Source organism: Arthrobacter sp. LAR12-1-1.1 (genome assembly GCF_040676555.1).
Lineage (GTDB): Bacteria > Actinomycetota > Actinomycetes > Actinomycetales > Micrococcaceae > Arthrobacter.
Window position 1 is genome coordinate 37,388 of the sequence record NZ_JBEGIG010000005.1, and the last position, 19,656, is coordinate 57,043.

Annotated in this window: 20 protein-coding genes; 11 read left to right on the forward strand and 9 right to left on the reverse strand. The window is 64.5% G+C overall.

Annotated elements, in window-relative coordinates:
* Positions 1-145: 145 nt before the first annotated feature.
* The 4 genes from MRBLAR12_RS05880 to MRBLAR12_RS05895 all read left to right on the forward strand — a co-directional run bounded on the left by MRBLAR12_RS05880 (position 146) and on the right by MRBLAR12_RS05895 (position 4,012).
* Positions 146-1,501 (forward strand): MFS transporter, encoded by a 1,356-nt coding sequence (locus tag MRBLAR12_RS05880; protein WP_364744308.1) that lies wholly within the window; start codon positions 146-148, stop codon positions 1,499-1,501.
* Positions 1,498-2,301, forward strand: a complete 804-nt coding sequence (locus tag MRBLAR12_RS05885) for a putative hydro-lyase (RefSeq protein WP_229992095.1) — start codon at positions 1,498-1,500, stop codon at positions 2,299-2,301. The genes MRBLAR12_RS05880 and MRBLAR12_RS05885 overlap by 4 nt, the downstream gene beginning before the upstream one ends.
* A gap of 417 nt (positions 2,302-2,718) precedes the next feature.
* Positions 2,719-3,084: a VOC family protein gene (locus tag MRBLAR12_RS05890; RefSeq protein ID WP_229992094.1), complete on the forward strand. Its 366-nt coding sequence runs from the start codon at positions 2,719-2,721 to the stop codon at positions 3,082-3,084.
* Positions 3,085-3,129: 45 nt separating this feature from the next.
* Positions 3,130-4,012, forward strand: a protein-coding gene (locus MRBLAR12_RS05895) for an IS5 family transposase (RefSeq protein ID WP_364744312.1) whose coding sequence is annotated in 2 segments (ribosomal slippage) — positions 3,130-3,489 and positions 3,491-4,012 — 882 coding nt in all. Because the reading frame shifts where the segments join, the coding sequence is not laid out codon by codon here.
* 66 nt (positions 4,013-4,078) lie between these two features.
* Here MRBLAR12_RS05895 and MRBLAR12_RS05900 read toward each other — a convergent pair.
* From MRBLAR12_RS05900 to MRBLAR12_RS05920, 5 genes are read right to left on the reverse strand one after another with little or no spacing between them, the layout of a single operon-like run.
* Complete coding sequence (locus MRBLAR12_RS05900; protein WP_229992092.1) at positions 4,079-5,158, reverse strand: LacI family DNA-binding transcriptional regulator; 1,080 nt, start codon at positions 5,156-5,158, stop codon at positions 4,079-4,081.
* A 38-nt stretch (positions 5,159-5,196) separates the two neighbouring features.
* On the reverse strand, positions 5,197-6,102 hold the full coding sequence (locus tag MRBLAR12_RS05905) for a carbohydrate ABC transporter permease (RefSeq protein WP_229992091.1): 906 nt from the start codon (positions 6,100-6,102) through the stop codon (positions 5,197-5,199).
* Positions 6,099-6,980 (reverse strand): carbohydrate ABC transporter permease, encoded by an 882-nt coding sequence (locus tag MRBLAR12_RS05910; protein WP_229992090.1) that lies wholly within the window; start codon positions 6,978-6,980, stop codon positions 6,099-6,101. Before MRBLAR12_RS05910 ends, MRBLAR12_RS05905 begins: the two co-directional genes overlap by 4 nt.
* Positions 6,981-7,024: 44 nt before the next feature.
* Positions 7,025-8,356, reverse strand: coding sequence for an ABC transporter substrate-binding protein (locus MRBLAR12_RS05915; protein WP_229992089.1), 1,332 nt, complete (start codon positions 8,354-8,356; stop codon positions 7,025-7,027).
* 39 nt (positions 8,357-8,395) lie between these two features.
* The gene (locus tag MRBLAR12_RS05920) at positions 8,396-9,832 is read right to left on the reverse strand and encodes a family 43 glycosylhydrolase (RefSeq protein WP_229992088.1); all 1,437 of its coding nucleotides are present in this window, start codon (positions 9,830-9,832) and stop codon (positions 8,396-8,398) included.
* A 159-nt stretch (positions 9,833-9,991) separates the two neighbouring features.
* On the opposite strand from MRBLAR12_RS05920, the gene MRBLAR12_RS05925 reads away from it, so the two are divergent.
* Positions 9,992-10,213 (forward strand): hypothetical protein, encoded by a 222-nt coding sequence (locus MRBLAR12_RS05925; RefSeq protein ID WP_229992087.1) that lies wholly within the window; start codon positions 9,992-9,994, stop codon positions 10,211-10,213.
* 136 nt (positions 10,214-10,349) lie between these two features.
* On the opposite strand, the gene MRBLAR12_RS05930 is transcribed toward MRBLAR12_RS05925, so the two are convergent.
* A complete protein-coding gene (locus MRBLAR12_RS05930; protein WP_364744416.1) occupies positions 10,350-10,760 on the reverse strand; it encodes a GH32 C-terminal domain-containing protein in 411 nt (136 codons plus the stop codon).
* A 461-nt stretch (positions 10,761-11,221) separates the two neighbouring features.
* Between MRBLAR12_RS05930 and MRBLAR12_RS05935 the strand changes: the two genes are divergently transcribed.
* Positions 11,222-12,307, forward strand: a complete 1,086-nt coding sequence (locus MRBLAR12_RS05935) for an AAA family ATPase (protein WP_229992086.1) — start codon at positions 11,222-11,224, stop codon at positions 12,305-12,307.
* Positions 12,308-12,325: 18 nt separating this feature from the next.
* On the opposite strand, the gene MRBLAR12_RS05940 is transcribed toward MRBLAR12_RS05935, so the two are convergent.
* From MRBLAR12_RS05940 to MRBLAR12_RS05950, 3 genes are all read right to left on the reverse strand, one after another.
* Positions 12,326-12,988 (reverse strand): plasmid pRiA4b ORF-3 family protein, encoded by a 663-nt coding sequence (locus MRBLAR12_RS05940; protein WP_229992111.1) that lies wholly within the window; start codon positions 12,986-12,988, stop codon positions 12,326-12,328.
* Between the two features lie 631 nt (positions 12,989-13,619).
* A complete protein-coding gene (locus MRBLAR12_RS05945; RefSeq protein ID WP_364744419.1) occupies positions 13,620-14,039 on the reverse strand; it encodes a DUF1801 domain-containing protein in 420 nt (139 codons plus the stop codon).
* A 3-nt stretch (positions 14,040-14,042) separates the two neighbouring features.
* Positions 14,043-14,651, reverse strand: a complete 609-nt coding sequence (locus MRBLAR12_RS05950) for a TetR family transcriptional regulator (RefSeq protein ID WP_364744318.1) — start codon at positions 14,649-14,651, stop codon at positions 14,043-14,045.
* An 83-nt stretch (positions 14,652-14,734) separates the two neighbouring features.
* On the opposite strand from MRBLAR12_RS05950, the gene MRBLAR12_RS05955 reads away from it, so the two are divergent.
* The 5 genes from MRBLAR12_RS05955 (at position 14,735) to MRBLAR12_RS05975 (ending at position 19,633) form a co-directional block, all read left to right on the forward strand.
* Positions 14,735-15,514, forward strand: a complete 780-nt coding sequence (locus MRBLAR12_RS05955; protein ID WP_229992084.1) for an SDR family NAD(P)-dependent oxidoreductase — start codon at positions 14,735-14,737, stop codon at positions 15,512-15,514.
* Positions 15,515-15,752: 238 nt separating this feature from the next.
* Complete coding sequence (locus MRBLAR12_RS05960; RefSeq protein WP_364744321.1) at positions 15,753-16,451, forward strand: aminoglycoside phosphotransferase family protein; 699 nt, start codon at positions 15,753-15,755, stop codon at positions 16,449-16,451.
* 68 nt (positions 16,452-16,519) lie between these two features.
* Complete coding sequence (locus MRBLAR12_RS05965) at positions 16,520-16,654, forward strand: hypothetical protein (protein WP_364744324.1); 135 nt, start codon at positions 16,520-16,522, stop codon at positions 16,652-16,654.
* A 41-nt stretch (positions 16,655-16,695) separates the two neighbouring features.
* Positions 16,696-18,168: an HNH endonuclease signature motif containing protein gene (locus MRBLAR12_RS05970; protein ID WP_414645469.1), complete on the forward strand. Its 1,473-nt coding sequence runs from the start codon at positions 16,696-16,698 to the stop codon at positions 18,166-18,168.
* A gap of 172 nt (positions 18,169-18,340) precedes the next feature.
* Positions 18,341-19,633: a C-glycoside deglycosidase beta subunit domain-containing protein gene (locus MRBLAR12_RS05975; protein ID WP_364744425.1), complete on the forward strand. Its 1,293-nt coding sequence runs from the start codon at positions 18,341-18,343 to the stop codon at positions 19,631-19,633.
* Positions 19,634-19,656 lie beyond the last annotated feature (23 nt).

Sequence of the window (19,656 nt, forward strand, 5' to 3'; positions counted from 1 at the left end):
CAGTCCCGACTTCCGCAGCCCATCACGGTAGCCGCACACGCACCCGGATGTCCCCACCTGCAACGACGCAGGTCCGGACAGAAAAGGCGCACAAACACCATCCGCCCGCACTCGGATGACATCCACACTCTTCATGGAGGTACAAATGGCCACTCCATCTGTAATGGCCCCCGCTGACCCGAAACCCTTTGTGGGGCGCAAGGGCATGTACAAGGCATTCGCGGCCAGCCTGACCGGAACCGCGCTGGAGTTCTATGACTTCGCCGTCTACTCCGCCGCGGCTGCGATGGTTTTCCCGCTGGTCTTCTTCCCGGCCTCGGACCCTGTCACGGGCACCCTGCTGGCCTTCTCCACCTACGCCGTGGGCTACATTTCCCGGCCCGTCGGTGGCATCATCTTCGGCCGGCTCGGGGACGAGATCGGCCGCAAGAAGATCCTGGTCATCACGCTGATGCTGATCGGCGTCGCCACGTTCCTCATCGGCCTGCTGCCCACGTACGACACCATCGGCATCATCGCCCCCGCCATCCTGGTCTTCCTCCGCTTCGCGCAGGGTGTCGGCGTCGGCGGCGAGTGGGGCGGGGCAGTCCTGCTCTCCAGTGAATTCGGTGACCCGAACCGCCGCGGTTTCTGGGCATCCGCCGCGCAGATCGGCCCGCCCGCCGGCAACCTGATGGCCAACGGCGCGCTTGCCGTCCTGACTTTGACCCTGTCCGAAGAGGATTTCCTGAACTTCGGCTGGCGAATCGCCTTCCTGATCTCGGCACTGCTGGTGGCCTTCGGGCTCTGGATCCGGCTCAAGCTTGAGGACACCCCCATCTTCAAGGCCATGGAGGCCAGGGGAGACAAGCCCAAGTCCCCGATCCGCGAAGTCCTGGCAACCCAGCGCCGGCCCCTCATCGCGGCCATGCTCAGCCGCATCGGCCCGGACGTCATCTACGCGATGTGCACCGTCTTTATGCTCACCTACGGCATTCAGAAACTTGGCTTCGACCGCGGCCAAGTGCTGGTGGCCGTCCTCATCGGTTCGGCACTCCAGATTTTCACCATGCCGCTTGCCGGAGCCATCTCTGACCGCATCAACCGCCGGCTGGTCTACGCCATCGCCGCAGTGGCCGCCGCCGTCTGGGGGTACCTGTTCTTCATCGTCCTCGAAGGTCGGTCCCCGGTCATGCTGATAGTGGGAACGGTGCTGGGCCTGCTCTGCCACTCGTTTATGTACGGACCCCAGGCGGCCTTCGTTGTTGAACAGTTCTCGCCGCGGCTCCGCTCCACCGGCAGTTCGCTGGCCTACACCTTCGCCGGAATCATCGGTGGCGCCATCGCACCGTTCATGTTCACCCTCCTGCTGAGCACCTTCAACAGCTGGGTTCCGGTTGCCATCTACCTCAGCGTTGCCTGCCTCCTGACCCTGGTGGGCCTGGCCCTGGGACGGGACTCCAACGTTGCCGAGGACCAGGAGTACCTGCAGTCTTCAACTGAGCTGGCGGAGACCCGGTGAACCAGATCAACGCACTCCAGGCACCCTCCGATGCGCGCCTGAAGTTTCGCAACGGCCTGGTCACCCCCACCTCCGGATGGAGCGACGGCTACACCCAGGCAAACCTGATAGCGGTGACGGCCGACTACGCCGACGAATTCATCGAGTTCTGCCGGCTCAACCCCAAGGCCTGCCCCGTCATCGACGTCATCCCGGCGGGACAGTACGAGAGCGCCCTCGCCGCAGGGTCTGACATCCGCAGTGACATCCCCGCCTACCGGGTGTGGGTGGACGGCGAACTTGCCGATGAAGTCACGGACGTCGCATCGGTCTGGCGTGATGACATGGTGGGCGTCCTCATCGGCTGCAGTTTCACCTTCGAAGCCGCGCTCGCCAGCGAGGGCGTCCCGCTCCGGCATACCGAAACGGGCCGTAACGTCCCCATGTACCGCACGAACATCGCGTGCATCCCTGCGGGACGAATCCACGGACCGATGGTGGTTTCCATGCGCCCGATGCCGCTCGAGCTGGTCGAAACGGCAATCAGGGTGACGTCGGAAGTGCCCAAGGTCCACGGCAGCCCGGTTCATGTCGGGGCGCCCGGGGACCTCGGCATTGCCGACATCAACCGCCCCGACTTCGGCGATGCGGTGGAGATCAGGCCGGGGGAAGTGCCGGTTTTCTGGGCCTGCGGCGTGACACCGCAGAGCGCAGTGATGGCATCCAGGCCCGCCTTCGCCATCAGCCACGCCCCCGGACACATGTTCATCACTGATGTTCCCGAAAGCACCTACCGGGAACCGGCAGGAGCGTCATTGTGAAGAAGAGACTTCCCGTTGCCGAGAAACGGGCACGCAGGATCATCAACCTCTCGGCGCCACGGCGGCAAGCCACCGGCACCCACTGCGAACTGACCGGAGTCTGGCAGAGTCCGGCGGGAGCGAGCATCTCGCTGTACGAAGGCCAGCTTCTCCCGAGCGATGCCGGCCGGCCATGTGTCTGGACGTATGCAGGCCAACCGGCAAGCAAGGCCGATTCCGGAGAACCCCGGTGGGCAGCTCCGGAGCATCACAGACTGTAGGGCAGCAAACGGCAAGCGGACGACGGCGGGACTCCCCGCCGTCGTCCGCTTGCCGTTGATTCGACAATCGCCAGCAGCTGCAAAAGCTCCGCACCATTGTGTGCCCGGGCATTCGGTCCTAGGGTGGGTGCGTTCTCACCCAAGACCAGGAGGAGCCATGTCCGGCGAGCCAGCGTTCTTTGAAATCGGCGTCAAAGATCCCCAGCGCGGCAAGGCGTTCTACGGGGCGCTCTTCGGCTGGGACTTCACGCCCGGGCCCTCCGCCGGCGGAGGATTCATGATCGGCACGCCCGGGCTCTCCGGCGGGATGCACGGCGGCGACTCCGGCGCCGTGCCGTACATCTTCTTCGGGGTGGACGACATGGATGCCGCACTGGACCGGGTTCGGGAGCTCGGCGGCTCAGTCGACGAACCCGAGCTTGGGGATGAGACCAGTGCGGGGGAGTACGGCAGGTTCAAGCTCTGCAAGGACGACCAAGGCTCGGCATTCGGACTCCACGAACCTCCCCGGCCGGCGGACTAGGGCGTGTCTCCTAAATAGGGGGTTGCTGGCTGGAATGCTTAAACGGTGTCGAGAACATCTGTTTTGAGTGATGAGCAGTGGTCCCGGATCGAGCCGTTGCTGCCCAGCTCGGACGGACAGCGGGGGCGCCCGTTCCGTGGCCACCGCCAGGTCATTGAAGGCATTATCTACCGGTACCGGTGCGGAATTGCATGGCGGGACCTACCTGCGGAGTTTGGTCCCTGGCAGACGGTATGGAAGCGTCACCGGCGTTTCGCCTCCGACGGGACATGGGACCGGATCCACGCGAGGCTTCTGGCCGAGGCGGACGCCACCGGGCAGGTCGACTGGGCAGTTTCGGTGGATTCGACCATCAACCGGGCCCACCAGCACGGGACGAACCTTCCCCGCAGCACAGGGGGAACTCCCGAAATACAAGAAACTGTTTGCTGAACCCTCAGACCACGCCATCGGCCGCTCCCGCGGCAGGCTGAGCACCAAGATCCATCACGCCTGCGACGGAAAAGGCAGGCCGCTGGCCATGATCCTGGGCCCCGGACAGGGCGGTGACTCGCCGATGTTCCCGGTCGTCATGGAGGCAGTGCGGGTGCCCCGTCTCGGCGGGGGCCCGGCCAGAACGCGGCCGGATGCCGTGATGGTCGACAAGGCGTACTCCTCCAGGGCCAACCGGTCACTACTGCGCGGTCGGGGCATCAAAGCCGTCATCCCGGAACCGTCCGACCAGATCGGACACCGGAAACGCCGTGGTTCACGCGGCGGGCGCCCCGTGAACTTCGACGCCGAAACCTACAAAGGCCGCAACACTGTCGAAAGATCCTTCAGCCTCTTCAAACAATGGCGCGCCATCGCCACCCGCTACGACAAACTCGCGCTGACCTACCGTGCAGGCGTCGTCCTCTACGCCGTCGTCATCTGGCTACGACAATAAGGAGACACGCCCTAGCCCCGGGTGTTCCTGGGGGGAGTGCGGGCTGCGCAGGTATCCGCAGGCCGCCTATGCCGGTGCCAGCGCCTGGACGGAGGTTCGCTCCACTGTGGGACAGTTAATTTTTGCGGCGGCATTGTCCGGTGCCTCGTCAAGGCCCAGCAGCATCCGGACTCCGGCTGCGCCCAGTTCGTAGTGGGGGAGAGACACCGTGGAAAGCGGGGGCCGGAGATGGGCGGCGATGACTTCTTGGTTGTCGAAACCCACCACGGCCATGTCGTCCGGGATGGACAGGCCGTGCTCGCGCAGCCCGTCGTAAAGTCCCATCGCCATGCGGTCGTTGTAGCAATACACGGCCGAGACGCCGCGCTTGAGGAGTTCCACGGTCGCCCCGTATCCGCCTTCCTGGTTGGGATAGGCTTCCAGGACCAGGCCCTCGTCGAACGGGATCCCTGCCGCTTCCAGGGCATCCCTGTAGCCCTGAAGGCGCCCGTCCTTGGCAGGAGCGGGGATGGTGGCGTTGATGAAGGCAATCCGGCGGTGGCCGTGCCGCAGCAGGATTTCCGTCGCTGAACGGCCACCTTGTGCCTCATCGGGGACCACGGCCCGTGCGCCCGGTTCCGTCGAGAAGCAGTTGACGAGGACGAAGTCCGCTTCGCGAAGAGAGACCGGTATGTCGGTGGCGCGGTGGAACCAGGTCGAGTAGAGGATGCCGCGGACCTTGTATTCGAGCATCATGGAGATCGCGTCCGTCTCAAGCTCGCTATTGCCTTCGGTGTTGGCGATCAGGAGGGCGTATCCATGTTTCCAGGCCTCATCCTGGGCCCCGTGGATGATCTGGCCTGCGAAGGGTGTGGTTGCGATGGAGTCGGCCACGAGGCCGATGAACCGGGAGCTGCCGCTGACCAGGGTTTGGGCCATCGCATTGGGCCGGTAGCCAAGGTCCCGAATCGCGTCCCGAACCCGTTTCCGGGTGGCGGCAGAGATGCGGGCGTCCTTTTTCATGTTGACGACCAACGAGACGGTGGCGGTGGAGACGCCGGCTGCTTCCGCGACCTGACGCAGGGTGATGGGGTGGGCGCGCGTGGGCTGCTTCGGGGGTGCAGCCTCAACCGATGGCGTGCCCGAACTATTCTCCATTGAAATCATGTGCCCTCCTTCAGGAGTATATCCGTCCGTTGCTGCTGTCATCCCTTGGTCGCCCCGCTTTCCAGGCCCTGGATCATCGCCTTGTTGAGCACCAAGAAGACCAGCAGCAGCGGGGTGATGGTGACGCAGACGGCGGCGAACGTGGCCGTCCAGTCGGTCTTCCCCATGGCTCCGATGTAGTTCTGCAGGCCAAGCGGGATGGTCTTGAGTTCCTCAGAGAGGACGAAGGTGTTGGCGAAGATGAAGTCGTTCCAGATGAAGATGCTGTTGACCAGCACGACGGTCACGACGGTGTTGACCGACAGGGGCAGGGTGATGAGCCCGAAGATGCGGTAGGGCCCCGCTCCGTCAAGTGAGGCCGCCTCGTACGTTTCCCGGGGGATGTAGTTAAAGAATGAGGAGAACAGGTAGATCGACATCGGAAGGGCAAAGCCGGCCAGGGGAATGATCATCGACGGGTAGGTGTCGAGCAGGTTGATCGTCGAGTAGTCGATGAACAGCGGCACGAGAGCGATCTGCACGGGCACGATGATGCCGATCAAGAACAGGCCGCGGACGACCTTGCTGAAGCGGAAGCCGAGGACCTGGAGTGCATAGGCTGCCATCATTCCCAGCAGCACGATCAGGAGGTTGGCTCCCATGGTGACGATGAAGCTGTTGAGGATGTTCATCCCGAGGTTGCCGGTTTCGAAGGCGCGGGCGTAGTTATCCCAGGTAAGGGACTTCGGCAGTGCAAACGGGTCGCCCGTCGCGAAGTCCTGTTCGGTGCGAAGGCTGGTGATGAAAAGCCATGCGAGGGGGTAGACCTGCACGATGACGATGAGGGCGATCAGCACCTTTGACAACGTGCCGTAGAGACTGGGCTTGCGCCGTCTGCGCAGCGGAGGCGGGCTGTCCGGTGAAGTCATGACAGGTCTTGTAATCGGGGCTGCTTGCGCGGTCATGCGTCCGCCTTTCGTTTGAGCATGAAGAGGATGAGCCCGACGGCGGCCAGGCATTCGACGACGATGAACACGGAGATGGTGCTGGCGTAGCCGAAGTCGGTGCTCGTGAATGCCGTCTTGTACATGTAGGTGGTCAGGAGCTCCGAGGACTGTCCGGGCCCGCCGTTGGTCATCAGGTAGGGGATGTCGAATCCGCGCAGGCCGTAGGTCGTAGCCATGATGGTGGTGGTGATCCAGACGGGCCGGATGTGGGGGAAACGGATCTTGGTGAACAGTTGCCACCGCGAAGCTCCGTCGAGGCGTGCTGCTTCCTCCAGTTCCAGTGGAACGGAGAGCAACGCCGCGTAGAGGATGAGCATGTACAAGCCCGTGAACCGCCATCCTTCCGGCACCGACACTGCGGCCAGGACGGTGTTGATGTCCGAGAGCCAGGGGCGTTCGAGGGCGCCGAGGCCAATCCACTGCAGGACCTGGTTGAGCAGGCCCACCGGGTCGATCGAGTAGATACGCACGAAGAGGAACGCGATGGCCACCGTCGAGATCACTGCCGGCAGCAGGTAGAGGGTTTTTATCAGTTCCCGGCCCCGGCTCAGCGAGGTGAGGAGGCTCGCGACCAGCAGGGCGCCGCCAAGCTGCAAGACCAGGCAGATGGCCAGATAGCCGAGAGCGTTGAAGAAGGAGCGCCAGAAGATGTCGTCGCCGGTGAACATCCGCACGTAGTTTGCCAGTCCCACGAATTCCATGTCGCTGATCCCGTTCCATGAGAAGAAGCTCAGGACCAGGGACTGGAGAATCGGGAACAGTACGGCAGCGCCGTAGAGCAGCAGCGGCGGAAGGAGGAAGACCAGGACTGATAGTCGTGACCTGTTGGGAAGCATGATGAGGCCTTTCGGGTGGGGGCCGGAGCCCCCCACCGCAGCGGTTACTTGAAGAACTTCGGGGCGTTTTGCGCGACGGCGTTGTCCATCGTGCTGGTGAACTGTTCGGGCGTGATGTTGCCCTGGACGAGGAGCACGAGTTCCTGCTGCAGCCGACCGTTGGTGGTCGGGTCGAGCTGGGTGTCCCACGGCATGGCCTGTTCGTTCCCGAGGTCGTTCGCCTTCTCAAGGGCCTTCTTGTACAGGGGTGTTGCGTTGGCCGGTACGGCGGTTTCCACATTGGTCGTCGGTGAGAGCGCTCCTGTGGCTGCGTATTCGGAAGGGTACTTCACCAGGGCGAACTTCAGGAAGTCGCTCACGAGCGGGTCGTAGGTCTTGGTGTTGACCGCCATGCCGATGCCGGACGGGGAGACGTACTCGTTGGCCGCCGTGACGGATCCCTGGGTCGTCGGGAGGGTGAAGAAGTCGGTGTTATCGCGGACTGCCGGATTCAGTTTGTCGGTTGCCAGGCTGGGCAGTTCCCAAGTGCCGATGTTGTACATGGCGGCCTGGCCGGAGGTGAACTGGTTCTGGGCATCAGAGTATCCCTGGGAGGAAAAGCCGTCCTGGAAGCACTTGGCCTTGCCGAGCGCTTCCATCCACTGAACGGACTTCTGGCCTGCGGGGTCGGAGAACTTGGCTTCGCCCTTCTTTAGCTTCTGGATGAAGTCCGGACCGGCTTCCCTGAACGGCTGGTAGGCGACATACCGTTCGAGGGGCCACTGGTCCTGGCCGTCGATGGCGATGGGGGTGATGCCGGCCTTGCGCAGGGCGGTACACATGGCGGGGAGGTCATCGAGGGACTTCGGGACGGACACTCCGGCCTTCTGCAGCAGGGCTTTGTTGTACCAGATGAACTCCAGCTCGAACTGGAACGGAATCATGTTCAGCGACCCGTCGTCGAACCGCTGGTAATCAAGTGCGCTGGGCCGGTAGTTGTCGTAGACGCCTAAGTCTTTGAGCAGCTTCTCGGCGTCGACCATCTTGCCCTGTTTCGCCAGCTGCTGGGCGAACGGTGTGGCGTCAGTGTCGAAGAGTTCCGGAAGCTTGTTCGCGGCGGCGAGGGTCTCAAGTTTCTGGATGTATGAGGGCCTGTCGGGGGTGGTGATCAGGTTCAGCGAGAAACCCGGGTGGTCCTTGGCGTAGTCGTCCGCGAGCTTCTTCATGATGTTGATGACGGCGCCGTCGGCCGGCCGGGACAACAGCCACGAAATTTCGCGGGGCTTGATTTCCCCGGTGGGGCTCACGTTGGAGGGGTTACTGGCCCCTCCGCCGCATGCTGCCAAAGCCAGGGCGGTGACGGCTGCCACTGCGGCAGTTCGGAAAAGTTTTATCATTACGGCAATCTCCCTTGATTGGAGTGAGGATGGGTCGAGTTAGATATCGGTGCGCTGGCGTGTTTCAAGTTCGGTGATGGTGACGGATCCTTCTCCGGCGAAGATGCCGATCCGGCCCTCGGACAGGTCATAGAGCCTCGTGCTGAGGGACACCTGCCGGTCCAGGACGGCGACACAGAGGTCTCCGTCCACGACCACTTCGAGTACGTGTTCGCCGGGGCTGAGGTCACAGGGGCGTTCCAACTCGATGTCGTACGGAACGTCGCCCGAGACATGCCATTGTGCATCGCCGGTGATTTCCCGGGGCCACCGGTCAAACACCATGCGGCCGCGCTTTGGTTCCAAACGGAGAACGTAGGACCGGTCTCCGTCGGCACTGGAGCGGAGCAGCAGGCCGCATTCTGTGGTGCCGGGTGCGATCTGCAGAACCGCCTTGGCGTAGAACTGCGGAGGCAGGACCTCTTCGGACACAACGGCTGCGAAGCCGTCCGGAACAGTGAGCGTCGCGGGAAGGTCCCGGTCGAAGGACACCGGGACCTCGTCCCAGAAGCTCTCCACCAGTTCGTCGGCGAAGGAGAACGCCAGGGTGCCGTCGGGGTTCCGGTGTGCTTCCAGGACGGACATGGTGCCCGCCCACTGCCATGCGCCGTCGTCGGAGTTGTCTTCCTTGCTGGCGATCCAGCCGAAGAAGAAGCGGCGCCCGTCCCGTTCGGCCGTCTTGGAGGCATAAAAGGCGCGCCCGTCGATGCTGTCCAGGTCCGGCACCGTCCAGGGGCCGTCGGGGCTTTTGGCCATCCGGTAGCGGGTTGTGAACGACTCGGAGAACTCTGAGTAGACCATGTACCACCAGTCGCCCCAGGAGAAGACGTCCGGGCATTCATGGGTGATGTAGCGGCGCGGATCCCAGAACGGCTCGGTGTGCTGCCAGGTCATCAGGTCACTGGACACGCACTGGGCTATGACCCCGCGGCGGCGTTCCGGCCCGTCGGAGTGCCGTGCCGCCAGCAGCATCCGCCACTGGCCTGCGGCCTCGTCCCGGAAAACGAAAGGGTCGCGCCAGTCGCCTGACTCGTAGCCGGCCGGGGCGCCGAACGTCAGTTCCGGGTGCTTGACCCAGGTCGTCATGCCGTCCGTGCTCGTGGCGTGCATGACGAGCTGCAGCGGCGCTCCGTCGGAGCCGAGGTTCCGGGGGTTCTGCCCCGTATAGAACAGGTGGTGGATGCCTGACTCGTCGCACACGATGCTTCCCGTGTACGCGTTGAAGTCCAGGTCGGTTTCACTTCCGTGCTGGAGGGAAACGCCCTGGTCTTCGAACTGGGTGAGGTCTTTGGTGGTGACCAGGTTCCAGGACGTCCCGGGCTTGGGGTCGGTGCGGACCTCGTGAAGGTAGAAGAGCCAGAACTCGCCGTCCTTCTCGAAGGGGATGAGATCTCCGACCCAACCGTCGGCGGGCTGGAAGAATACTGAGCGTTTCATCGGCGCTGATGTCCATTCTGCTTAAGCGTTTGATCAAAATCAAAGATAGCCTGATGCAAGACTTTGATCAAGCGTTTTAGCAATTTAACGTGGACGCAATCTTCGGCCCCTACTCTGAATTGGTGGGGGTTGGCCCTGCTGGCAGGGGAATGAGGGGTCATGACGGAAGAACAAGCAGCCGGCATCGTGCGAGATCTGAGGGATCTCACCGCGGGCGATGCAATTGAAGCCTGGCACGACGGACGACGCTACCACCGCGGCAAGGTGCTTCAGACAGTGCCGTCTATGGGCATGTTCTGGATCCTGGACAGCGGCAGCGGAACCCGGAAGCTCGTTGAGTTCGAGGCCATGATCGTCCGGCGTATCGAACAAGAACGCTGAAACAAGCCAGGCCCGAAAAATAAGAGAGGGCCGGATCTTGGGTTAGGGGAAAAGGGGCCGGCACCTTCAAAGATCTCAGCCTAGGTCCAGGCATCGGGGGAGAGCAGCCGCACGGCACCTTCGGCGGCCGCGAGACTCACGCGCTGACCCCCAGGGTCGGGTACACGCGGGCCGTGAGCGGCTTGCCGTTGGCGAAAATCTCGACGGCGGATCGATCCAAAAGGACGCGCAGGTGCACCCGGCCGTCGGGCATGCGGACGGGGCCCAGTTTGTCCTCCATATCCACGGTGGGGTCGAGGCTGCTGCGGGTTTGGTCGAGACGAAGGGTGCCATGGCCAGCGGTTCCGGGGCCTTCAAGCGTGCGGCCAAGTTCAATGACCGTTTCCTCGTTGTCGTCCGCGGAAGTTAGTACGCCGAGGCGCAGCGCAGCACCGAGGCGCGTTGGACGCGCGGCCTGGAATTGCCATGGGAGCCTACTCCCGCGTCGAGGTGAAACATTTAGCCGATAACCGACGTTATGTAAAGTTGTCAGAATGTAAGGACAAATTGCGCTCCTTTCAGTCTACATCTCACCAGCCTCGTGCGCACTCCCCGCCCCCCCAATCCGCTCAGGTGGAAGCGCCGGGCGCCGAGGCGCCCGGTCCTGGCGGTTGACGGCCGTTCTGCGGCCCTTGCCGGTTTGGATGGTCCGGGAGGTAGATTGCATCGGGCCCCACGCCGCGGTCCTCGAAAATGGTGGGAATAGCGGGTTCGTGTGTGAATTGGGCGCATGCACCCCATGCCTGCCAGACAGTATCCGCTAACGCCTATTCCGGCCGTTAGGGCACCAGCGGCAGGTCCGTCCACCAAGGTTTACCGCTGCCCGCCGAGGTGACGTCGGGGCCGGCGGCTGATCCAGGCCGGTTGAAGATCATGGATGAGGCCCGGGCTGGTAGGCTGGCCGGAGTTTCACCACTTTCACCGGTTTCACCATCTTTCACCCCACAACCACGTGCATTGGAGGCAACGGTGCAAAACCCCTTCAAGCCGACCGCCGGGGCGACCCCGCCGGATCTGGTCGGCCGGGCAGGTCTCCTGGACGAGTTCGAATACGGGCTGCAGCAGGGGCCGGGCGCCCCGGGGCTCCTTACGATCATTACCGGGTCCAGGGGCATCGGCAAGACCGTGATGCTCAGCGCAGCGGAATCGATCGCCAGGAACCACGGCTGGGCCGTGATCTCCCGGACAGCCAACCCCGGGTTTCTGGCCAGAATCGGTGACGACATGCTGCGCCTGGTTGACGAGCTCGGGGACGGCCCGCCGACGCGAAAGATCACCGCCTTCTCCGCCGCCGGGTTCGGACTGACCACCCAGCTGCCCCAGGACCGCGTTCCGGACTGGCGCCGGACCGGAGAGGAACTCCTGCGGCTGTTGGAGGCCAAGGGGACGGGCCTGGTCATCACGATTGACGAAATCCACGCCGTGGACCGGACCGAAATCTCCCAACTGGCTGCCGACGTGCAGCACTTCATCCGCGACGGACTGCCCATCGGCCTGATCTTCGCCGGCCTCCCCTCGGCCGTGTCCGATCTGCTCAACGAAGGCGTGGCCACGTTCCTGCGGCGGGCCGACAGGATCAACCTTCACGAAGCAGCCACCGCCGAAGTCACCGCCTCCTACCTTGAGCTTTTCAGCGAGGGAGGCATCGACGTCTCCCCCGAGCTGATCAGCGAAGCGGCGGAAGCCACCGAGGGTTACCCTTTCCTGATCCAGCTCGTTGGCTACTACCTCTGGATGGCGGCGGACAAGGCCGGCTGGACCCTGGATCAGGACAATGTCCGCACCGCCATCGCGGCCGCCCAGCGACGGAACACCCTGGTCGTCGTCGAGTCCGCACTCTCGGACATCTCAGAGAAGGACCGCGAGTTCCTCGATGCCATGGCCCAGCAGGACGGCCCGTCCGCAGCTGCCCAGATCGGAAACCTCATCAAGTCCAAACCCAACGTGGTCTCAAAATACCGGAACCGGCTCATCGCCGCCGGCCTGATCGAATCCGCCGGCTACGGGAAAGTTGACTTCGCCATCCCAGGGCTTCGCCAATATCTTCGGGGATAGAAGCAACTGTCCCCGGACCTACTCAGGGGGTGCGGCTGCCATGGCTGCAAAACGGCTGGCGATGTCCCGGTTGACGTCCGCGATACTCAGGGAATCCGGGTCGAAGGGCCCGTCAGTGCCCGCCATTTCCGCGGCCCAGGCCGAGTACTCGGCGTGATCCGGGCGCGTCCGGTCGGCCAGGGCATCCAGAATCTCCTCATAACCGGGAAAACCGCCGCAGTCCTCCAACGGGCCGCGCCGGGCACCGTCAATCAGTTGCGCCGGCGGGGCGTCCCGGTCAGCCGGCCGGCGGGAAACCAGTTCGATCCGGTGGAGCCAGCTGTCGCCAAAGTCGTACTCATAGAAGGCCTCCCCCGATCCACGCGCAAGAAGCTGATCCAGCGAACAGCCGTCCTCGTCCAGGTCGGTCTCTTCCTCGCACCACTGTGCCGGGAGCCACTGCAGGGACTCGGGAACTTCGCCGTTGACCGGCCGCAGCGGCGCGAAAGGATCGCTGTCGACAAACCGATGCAGATGAGCATCTTCCCAGCCAAACGCCACCTGCAGCACCTCGTGAACCAGCCCCAGCGGCATGGAGCCCAGAACCTCCAACCGACGCCAGATCTCCGGGTCACTGTCAACCAGGCCCACGCGCAGCTCCAGGACCCAGTCCGGCCCGGCCAGGTTCTCGATTCCCCTCATGCTCACTGGATAATCCTCGCAGATCCGCGCTCCCTCAACGAGGAGAGGCCACGATGAGCTGCGTCTGCGATCGGTCGTATATGTGCCGTGCCCGCGTGTCCGGGACGTAGGCCGCGCGCCGTGCTCATAGGGTCAAGGCATGCCAAGGAAAGGAGAAGCGAAAGGAACAGATGATGCTCAATACATTGCAGGTCAAACATCGATCGATGACGTCCTCACGGGGCAATACGATCTGATTCCCCAGCTTCCGCTGCATTGGGCCGCCTTCGTGGCCGGTCCCCCGGGTACGCGCCGCGTTGCCGTCGCCGACGCAACCGGCTTGAAGGCGACAAATCCGGGCACAACCAGTGCTTTTCGAAAGCCGCAGCCCTGCCAGTCCAGCTTTATCTTCGCCAGCTATCCTCGGGCTCCGAGTTCATGAATTCTTCCGTAGAGCGTCGCCCGTGACCTTCCCATGTCCCTGGCTGCGTGGCCGGTTCGCCTCTGCCGACAAGCCGGCGAGCCTCGACGAAACGTCGGTTATCGGCCTTCGGTAATGGGTGGGGAGTTGCCGCGGAAGGGCTGTCCCTGGCATCGCCTCACGTGTCATGCGTTTCTCAGCGACCGTTTGCGTCTGCAGCAAGCCTCGGATTCAACGCTTCTTGCCCCCAACACCCGGCACGGACGCGACTTGTTTCATCCACGCCGCGATTTGGCGTTCGTCGATATCGTCCACGGATTCGAGCTCCACACCCCGCGTCGACTTGCCCATCCCCACCGGCGTCACCGGCGGTACAGGCTCGAGCGCAACGCCATTCACAAACATGAGCTTGACATGGCCGGCAAAGCCGCCGCAGCTGAAGCACCACCCGTCGCCGACGCCGTAGTACGACATGCCCCACTTCACCGAGCGCCGGAGGTCGGGCAGCGTCTTCGCCGCCAGCGCATCGACCGTTTCGGCGATGCCGCGCTGCGGCTGTGGCAGGCTGGCGATATATGCGAAGACCGGCTTGTCGCCGACAGCCGCTTTCGCGGGGCTTGCCCTGGTCGAAGAGTGAACCCCGATTCGCAGTCTTTAAGCCTCCGGCACCCGCAGCACCCCAACAGCGGCCACCAGATACGGCAACGGATCCGGGTCCGTTCCGGCGGCCCATTGCATCCAGGCCTCGAACGTCGCGCCGATCAGCGCGGCGCACAGATAGCCGGCAATGTCCTCGGGGACGCCGGCCGAAACCAGGTACGCCCTGGCCCGCTCGCGCTGCGGCGCCAGGGACTCATAGCTCCGGCTGGCCAGCTCGGGGTGTTCGGCGATCAGCCGCAGACGGCCACGCGTGACCGCCAAATCCGGAAGCACGGCAACCCCGGCGACAGCCACCTCGCGCAGCCGCGCCAGGACGCCGCCGTCGGAAGCCCCGCCGGCAGCGCGGGCTGACTCCAGCACCCGCCCCGACGCCTCAATCACCGGCTCCATGCCGCCCCAGACGAGCTCGGCCTTGCTGGAGAAGTAGCGGTACAAGCTCTTGCGCCCGATCCCGGCCTCGCGGGCGATGTCCTCCATGGAGGTCTGCTGGTAGCCGCGCTCGGCGAACAGCCGCAGCGCGATGGCGGCCACGGCGTCGGGATCAATCGTCACCGGCCGCCCGGTGGGGCGCGGAACGGTGGTGGTCACAGCATCCGAAGGCATCCCACCAGTATTCACCCTTACATAATGACACAGAGTGTCATAAGCTGGGCGGCATCACCGTCAGCAACGTCTGGAAGGACATCATGGGCAACGAAGCTACATGGCAGGAAGTCGCCACCACCGGCCGGTTCGCCGGCAAGACCGTCATCGTCACCGGGGCCGCCTCGGGCATCGGCCAGGCCACCGCCCTGCGGATCGCCAAGGAAGGCGGCCGCGTCATCGCCGCCGACATCAGTAAGGAACGCCTGGACGACCTGGTGGCCGAGAACGCCGGCCTGGACCTGGTCCCCGTGGCCGGCGACATCTCCACCGAGGAGACCGTGGCCGCCGTCGTCGCTGCCGCCGGCGGACGCATCGACGCGCTGGCGAACGTCGCCGGCATCATGGACAACTTCGCCCCCATCCACGAGGTGGACGACGACCTCTGGGACCGCGTCTTCCGCATCAACGTCACCGCCCTCATGCGCCTGACCCGCGCCGTGGTCCCGCTGATGCTCGACGCCGGCACCGGCTCCGTGGTCAACGTCGCCTCCGAGGCCGGCCTGCGCGGATCAGCCGCCGGCGCCGCCTACACCGCGTCCAAGCACGCCGTCGTCGGCCTGACCAAGAACTCGGCCGTGATGTACGGGCCGAAGGGTCTGCGCTTCAACGCCGTGGCCCCCGGCCCCACCATCACCAACATCGTGGCCAACTGGGGATCCCAGCTCGCGGCCGAACGCCTCGGCCCGCTGATGCAGGCCACCGTCCCCACGCCCGCCACCGCCGCGCAGCTCGCCGCGTCCATCACCTTCCTGCTCAGCGACGACGGCACCAACATCAACGGCGCCATCCTCGCCTCCGACGGCGGCTGGTCGGCACTGTAGGGCAGCGGCACCGAACGCAAGCGGACGACGGAAGGACGTGCCGTCGTCGTCCGCTTGTGTCGCTCGTTCACCTGGTCGTCGCCGCAACACCGTGGCAGTCACAGACCCCGTGTCGGTCACCAGGGACCGTTCGACGCTGACCTCGTTCGGCCCCGTCCGCTGTTGGGGTCTTGAACTATATTCGGACAAGGGAAAGGATCGGGCTGCAGTGCAGGCACAAAGGAAGGCGGATTTCTGAATGGCTGAAATGCCGCCGGCCACGGTGGAAGTGAGTAACGCGGTGGTCCAGCGCCTCGTCCGGGACCAGCGGCCCGACCTTGGCGATTGTCCGATAGCGCTGGTTGCGAACGGCTGGGACAACGCGACCTTCCGGCTCGGTAACGGCCTGGCCGTCAGGTTGCCGCGCAGGGCGGAGGCTGTTTCGCTGATACTTCATGAGCAGCGCTACCTTCCCGATATAGCTCGCCGCTCCCCGGTTGCGGTTCCTGTCCCAGTCCATGCCGGCAGGCCGACGTCGGACTTTCCATGGCCGTGGAGCATCGTGCGGTGGGTCCCCGGAGCCGCTGCGGCCGACGTCGGCCCGGCAGGCCGCGGGCCGGCGGCTAAAGGCCTGGCCGATTTTCTGCTGTCCCTTCACGTGCCCGCCGAAACCGGCGTCCCGGTCAACCCTTTCCGAGGTGTGCCGCTGACGGACCGTGACGCTGTGCTGGTGGAACGGCTCGGGGACCACGAACGCTACCCCCAGGCGGCAGCGCTGAAAGCAGTGTGGGCGCAGGCCCGTGCCGCCAAAGCCTGGGATGGTCCGGCGATGATGCTCCACGGTGACCTCCACCCTGGCAACATCCTGCTGGCAGACGACGGCTCCCTGGCCGGCATCATCGATTCGGCGACGTCGGGGCAGGGGACCCGGCTGTCGATCTTGCGGTGGGGTGGCTGATGTTCGACGCCGGCACTCGCCACCGCTTCAGGGGCGCCTTTGGCTCCGCAGTGGAAGGGGACACCTGGATGAGGGCCCGCGGTTGGGCCCTTATCCTGTCCACCGCCATGCTGAGCAACTCCGACGACAATCCGCGGATGTTCAGCGTAGGAAAGTTCGGGATCAGGCAGATCCTGGATGACGGACTTCGCCTGCAACTCTGACGCCGGCGTTAAATGTCAGTGGCTCCTGCCATGCTGTGGGTATGGAAGGCAGAGCAGCTGCGGAGACGTTGGAGGCCATGGAGGCTTCCCTTGCCAGGTTGGCTGCATTTGCCGGTCGCGGAGCCGGGAACGCGGACTCGACTGGCGCTGACCCTCTTCGGGACGAAGCGGACGCGTGCCTGGACGGTATGGCTGAGGTGGGCAGCATGGAAGCCAGGCTGGCCGCGCTGAAAGTGCACTTCGCCGCCGGATATGCCCGCGCTGCCGTCGCCATGGCGGCCCCAGCCGTTTCCCCGCAGGAGCGCACCGCCCAGGAAATGGCGGTGACAGCAGAGGTGGCCTGTGTCCTGACCGTGAGTGAAAGATCGGCGGCGGCGCTCTTGGCGGAGTCAGCCACCCTGACCACTGTGTTGCCCCTGACGCTGTCTGCGCTGCAGGCAGGGAGCATTTCATGGCAACACGCGCGGGTGATGTGTGATGAAACGTCCGGTCTGGACCCCGCTGCGGCGGCTGCTTTGGAGGCTCATTTCCTGGACGTTGAAGCTCCCTTTGCCGCGCGTGGCTGCCCGGCGGGGGAGCTGGTGCCGGGCAGATTCCGGGTCAAAGCGCGCAGATGGCGTGAGCTGCACCATCCCGTGAGCATCGAAACGCGCCACCGCAAGGGCGTGGAGGACCGTCGGCTGGAAGATGTGCCGGACCGGGACGGCATGGCCTGGCTCTCGGCATATCTGACTGCGGATGTGGCGGTGGCTGCATGGTCCCGTGCCACGGAAGCGGCGCGTGCCCTGCAGGAGCCGGATGAATCCCGGACCCTGACCCAGCTCCGTGCGGACGTCGCCGCTGACTGGCTGCTGGCGGGGGTGGCGGAAGGAACTCCGTCACCCAAGGCGCGGGTCCTGGTGACCGTGCCGGTGCTGTCTCTTTTGGGCGCCGTGACTGAACCGGCCACGCTGGACGGGTATGGTCCCGTGCCGCCGAGCATCGCCCGCCGGCTTGTGGGGGATGGCGCCGGATCGTTCCTGCGTGTGCTGACCGATCCGCGCAACGGAGCGCCGCTGGAGATCGGACGGACCAGCTACCGGGTTCCGAAGGCGATGCGCCAATGGTTGCGGCTTCGGGACGGCCGGTGCCCTTTTCCAGGCTGTAATAACCATTCCCTGGATAACGAAGCGGATCATCTGTTGGCTTGGTCCGAGGGAGGCGGCACAGGGGTCACCAACCTGGGCCAGCCATGCCGGCGGCACCACCGACTCAGACACACCACAGCGTGGAGGCCGGTTGACGCGACCCGGGACCAGCCACCCGGCTGGATCTCACCTGCGGGACGCTCCTATCCAAGCGAACAACAAGACTGGGAGCCGCCACGCTGGCCACAGCTCCTCGGCCACGCGGGTGAAGGCCGGGAGTTGGAACCGCCCGACCGGCTCGACGTACTTGCCGGCGCCGTCGGACAGACCGGGCCGCCGTTACCCGTGGATCCCTTTCCTGACTGGGCGCTGTTCATCGCGGCGTAGGATCGGCGCTCCATGTTCCTGCCCGTTGCCGCCGCCCTCCCTCCACCAGGCTCCCTGGCCTGGCACCCTCCGCCGAGCCTGGGAAACTTTTGGCGGTTATGAGCTAACTTAGGTACAAAACAGGCGGAATGGTTGCTACTCTGGATTCTGCACCTAGAGAGAGTGAGCAATGATGCTTCTCGAAAGAGACCTCATCCAGTCCGTCGGCTTCCGCAACGTAACGGACGGCGGACGTGTAACCGGCTTTCAGTTCCGGGTCCGGATGCCTTCCTACCGGGGCATGGCCGCGTCCCTCATCGATGGCATCGCCGTTCGCGTTGGCGGCATCGTCGACGTCGGACCTGACGTTCCGCTGTGGACCTTCGGCGGGCGGACCTACAGCCTGCGGCAGCTCTGGGAAAGTGATGGCGTGCGCTGGCCCCTTGAGGAAGCGGCAGTGGTCACCGTTCCCCTCGACGGCGGCCTGCCGCAGGGCGTCCACGAGCTCTCCATCGAGCTGCGGCTGCGGATGTCCTACATACCAGTCGAGCACCAGCCCACCGTGCACCGGACCAGCCGCAAGGTGACGCTCGCGCCGGAAGGCGGCGAAGGTACCTTCCGCTACGGCGTTTCCCTCTACAGCTTTATGGGCGATTACGGCACGGTGATGGACCTTGAGGCGGCGCTGGCCGCCGTCGCTGACGTGGGCGCCACCGGCGTCGAGATCCTCGGCGAGGGCCACGTTCCCAACTATCCGGAACCGTCGCCGGCCTGGATCGATAACTGGTTCGGCCTGCTGGAGAAGTATTCGCTGGTGCCGACGAACTACGGTTCCTGGATAGACACCCGTCTTCACCCGGGCCGCACCATGACGGTCGCGGAGGGTGCGGAGGCCCTGCAGCGGGACCTGCGGCTTGCCAACCAATTGGGTTTCGGCTTCGTCCGCCCCAAGATCGGCGTGGTGTCCAGCGATCTGGTCCCAGACCCCATCTGGACCGAGTCCGTGGAACGCTCCCTTGATCTGGCCCACGAGCTGGGGATCATCATCTGCCCCGAGATCCACTCCCCGACGCCCATCAAGCACCCCGTCGTCGAGGACTACATCGGACTCATCGAACGGACCGGAACCAAGAACTTCGGCCTGCTCATCGACACCGGAATCTTCCAAGACCGGCCCATCCCGCTGCGCGCAGGTGAGACCCGCGAGACCCGGCCCGCCTTCCTCGACGGCATCGGCGTCGACCCCGCCGACTTCGCCGATATCGCCCAGTACGTGGTGTTCGTGCAGGCGAAGTTCCACGACATCAACGAGCAGCTGGAAGACCAGCAGATTCCCTGGCTGCCCGTCCTCAAGGCCCTCAAGGAATCCGGCTACGCCGGTTATCTCTCCAGTGAATATGAAGGCGAACGCACGCCGTGGCGCGCCATTGAGCAAGTGCGGCGCCAACACGCCCTGATCCGCCGCATCACCGGCGAACTTACCTGACCCATCCCATTTCCCAGTAAAGA

Bases quoted from the DNA above. Each gene is read 5' to 3' on its own strand.
- MRBLAR12_RS05880 (WP_364744308.1), top strand. From the start codon at position 146: ATGGCCACTCCATCTGTAATGGCCCCCGCTGACCCGAAACCCTTTGTG.
- MRBLAR12_RS05890 (WP_229992094.1), top strand. From the start codon at position 2,719: ATGTCCGGCGAGCCAGCGTTCTTTGAAATCGGCGTCAAAGATCCCCAG.
- MRBLAR12_RS05900 (WP_229992092.1), bottom strand. From the start codon at position 5,158: ATGATTTCAATGGAGAATAGTTCGGGCACGCCATCGGTTGAGGCTGCA.
- MRBLAR12_RS05905 (WP_229992091.1), bottom strand. From the start codon at position 6,102: ATGACCGCGCAAGCAGCCCCGATTACAAGACCTGTCATGACTTCACCG.
- MRBLAR12_RS05910 (WP_229992090.1), bottom strand. From the start codon at position 6,980: ATGCTTCCCAACAGGTCACGACTATCAGTCCTGGTCTTCCTCCTTCCG.
- MRBLAR12_RS05915 (WP_229992089.1), bottom strand. From the start codon at position 8,356: ATGATAAAACTTTTCCGAACTGCCGCAGTGGCAGCCGTCACCGCCCTG.
- MRBLAR12_RS05920 (WP_229992088.1), bottom strand. From the start codon at position 9,832: ATGAAACGCTCAGTATTCTTCCAGCCCGCCGACGGTTGGGTCGGAGAT.
- MRBLAR12_RS05925 (WP_229992087.1), top strand. From the start codon at position 9,992: ATGACGGAAGAACAAGCAGCCGGCATCGTGCGAGATCTGAGGGATCTC.
- MRBLAR12_RS05940 (WP_229992111.1), bottom strand. From the start codon at position 12,988: ATGAGGGGAATCGAGAACCTGGCCGGGCCGGACTGGGTCCTGGAGCTG.
- MRBLAR12_RS05950 (WP_364744318.1), bottom strand. From the start codon at position 14,651: ATGCCTTCGGATGCTGTGACCACCACCGTTCCGCGCCCCACCGGGCGG.
- MRBLAR12_RS05955 (WP_229992084.1), top strand. From the start codon at position 14,735: ATGGGCAACGAAGCTACATGGCAGGAAGTCGCCACCACCGGCCGGTTC.
- MRBLAR12_RS05960 (WP_364744321.1), top strand. From the start codon at position 15,753: ATGGCTGAAATGCCGCCGGCCACGGTGGAAGTGAGTAACGCGGTGGTC.
- MRBLAR12_RS05965 (WP_364744324.1), top strand. From the start codon at position 16,520: ATGAGGGCCCGCGGTTGGGCCCTTATCCTGTCCACCGCCATGCTGAGC.
- MRBLAR12_RS05970 (WP_414645469.1), top strand. From the start codon at position 16,696: ATGGAAGGCAGAGCAGCTGCGGAGACGTTGGAGGCCATGGAGGCTTCC.
- MRBLAR12_RS05975 (WP_364744425.1), top strand. From the start codon at position 18,341: ATGCTTCTCGAAAGAGACCTCATCCAGTCCGTCGGCTTCCGCAACGTA.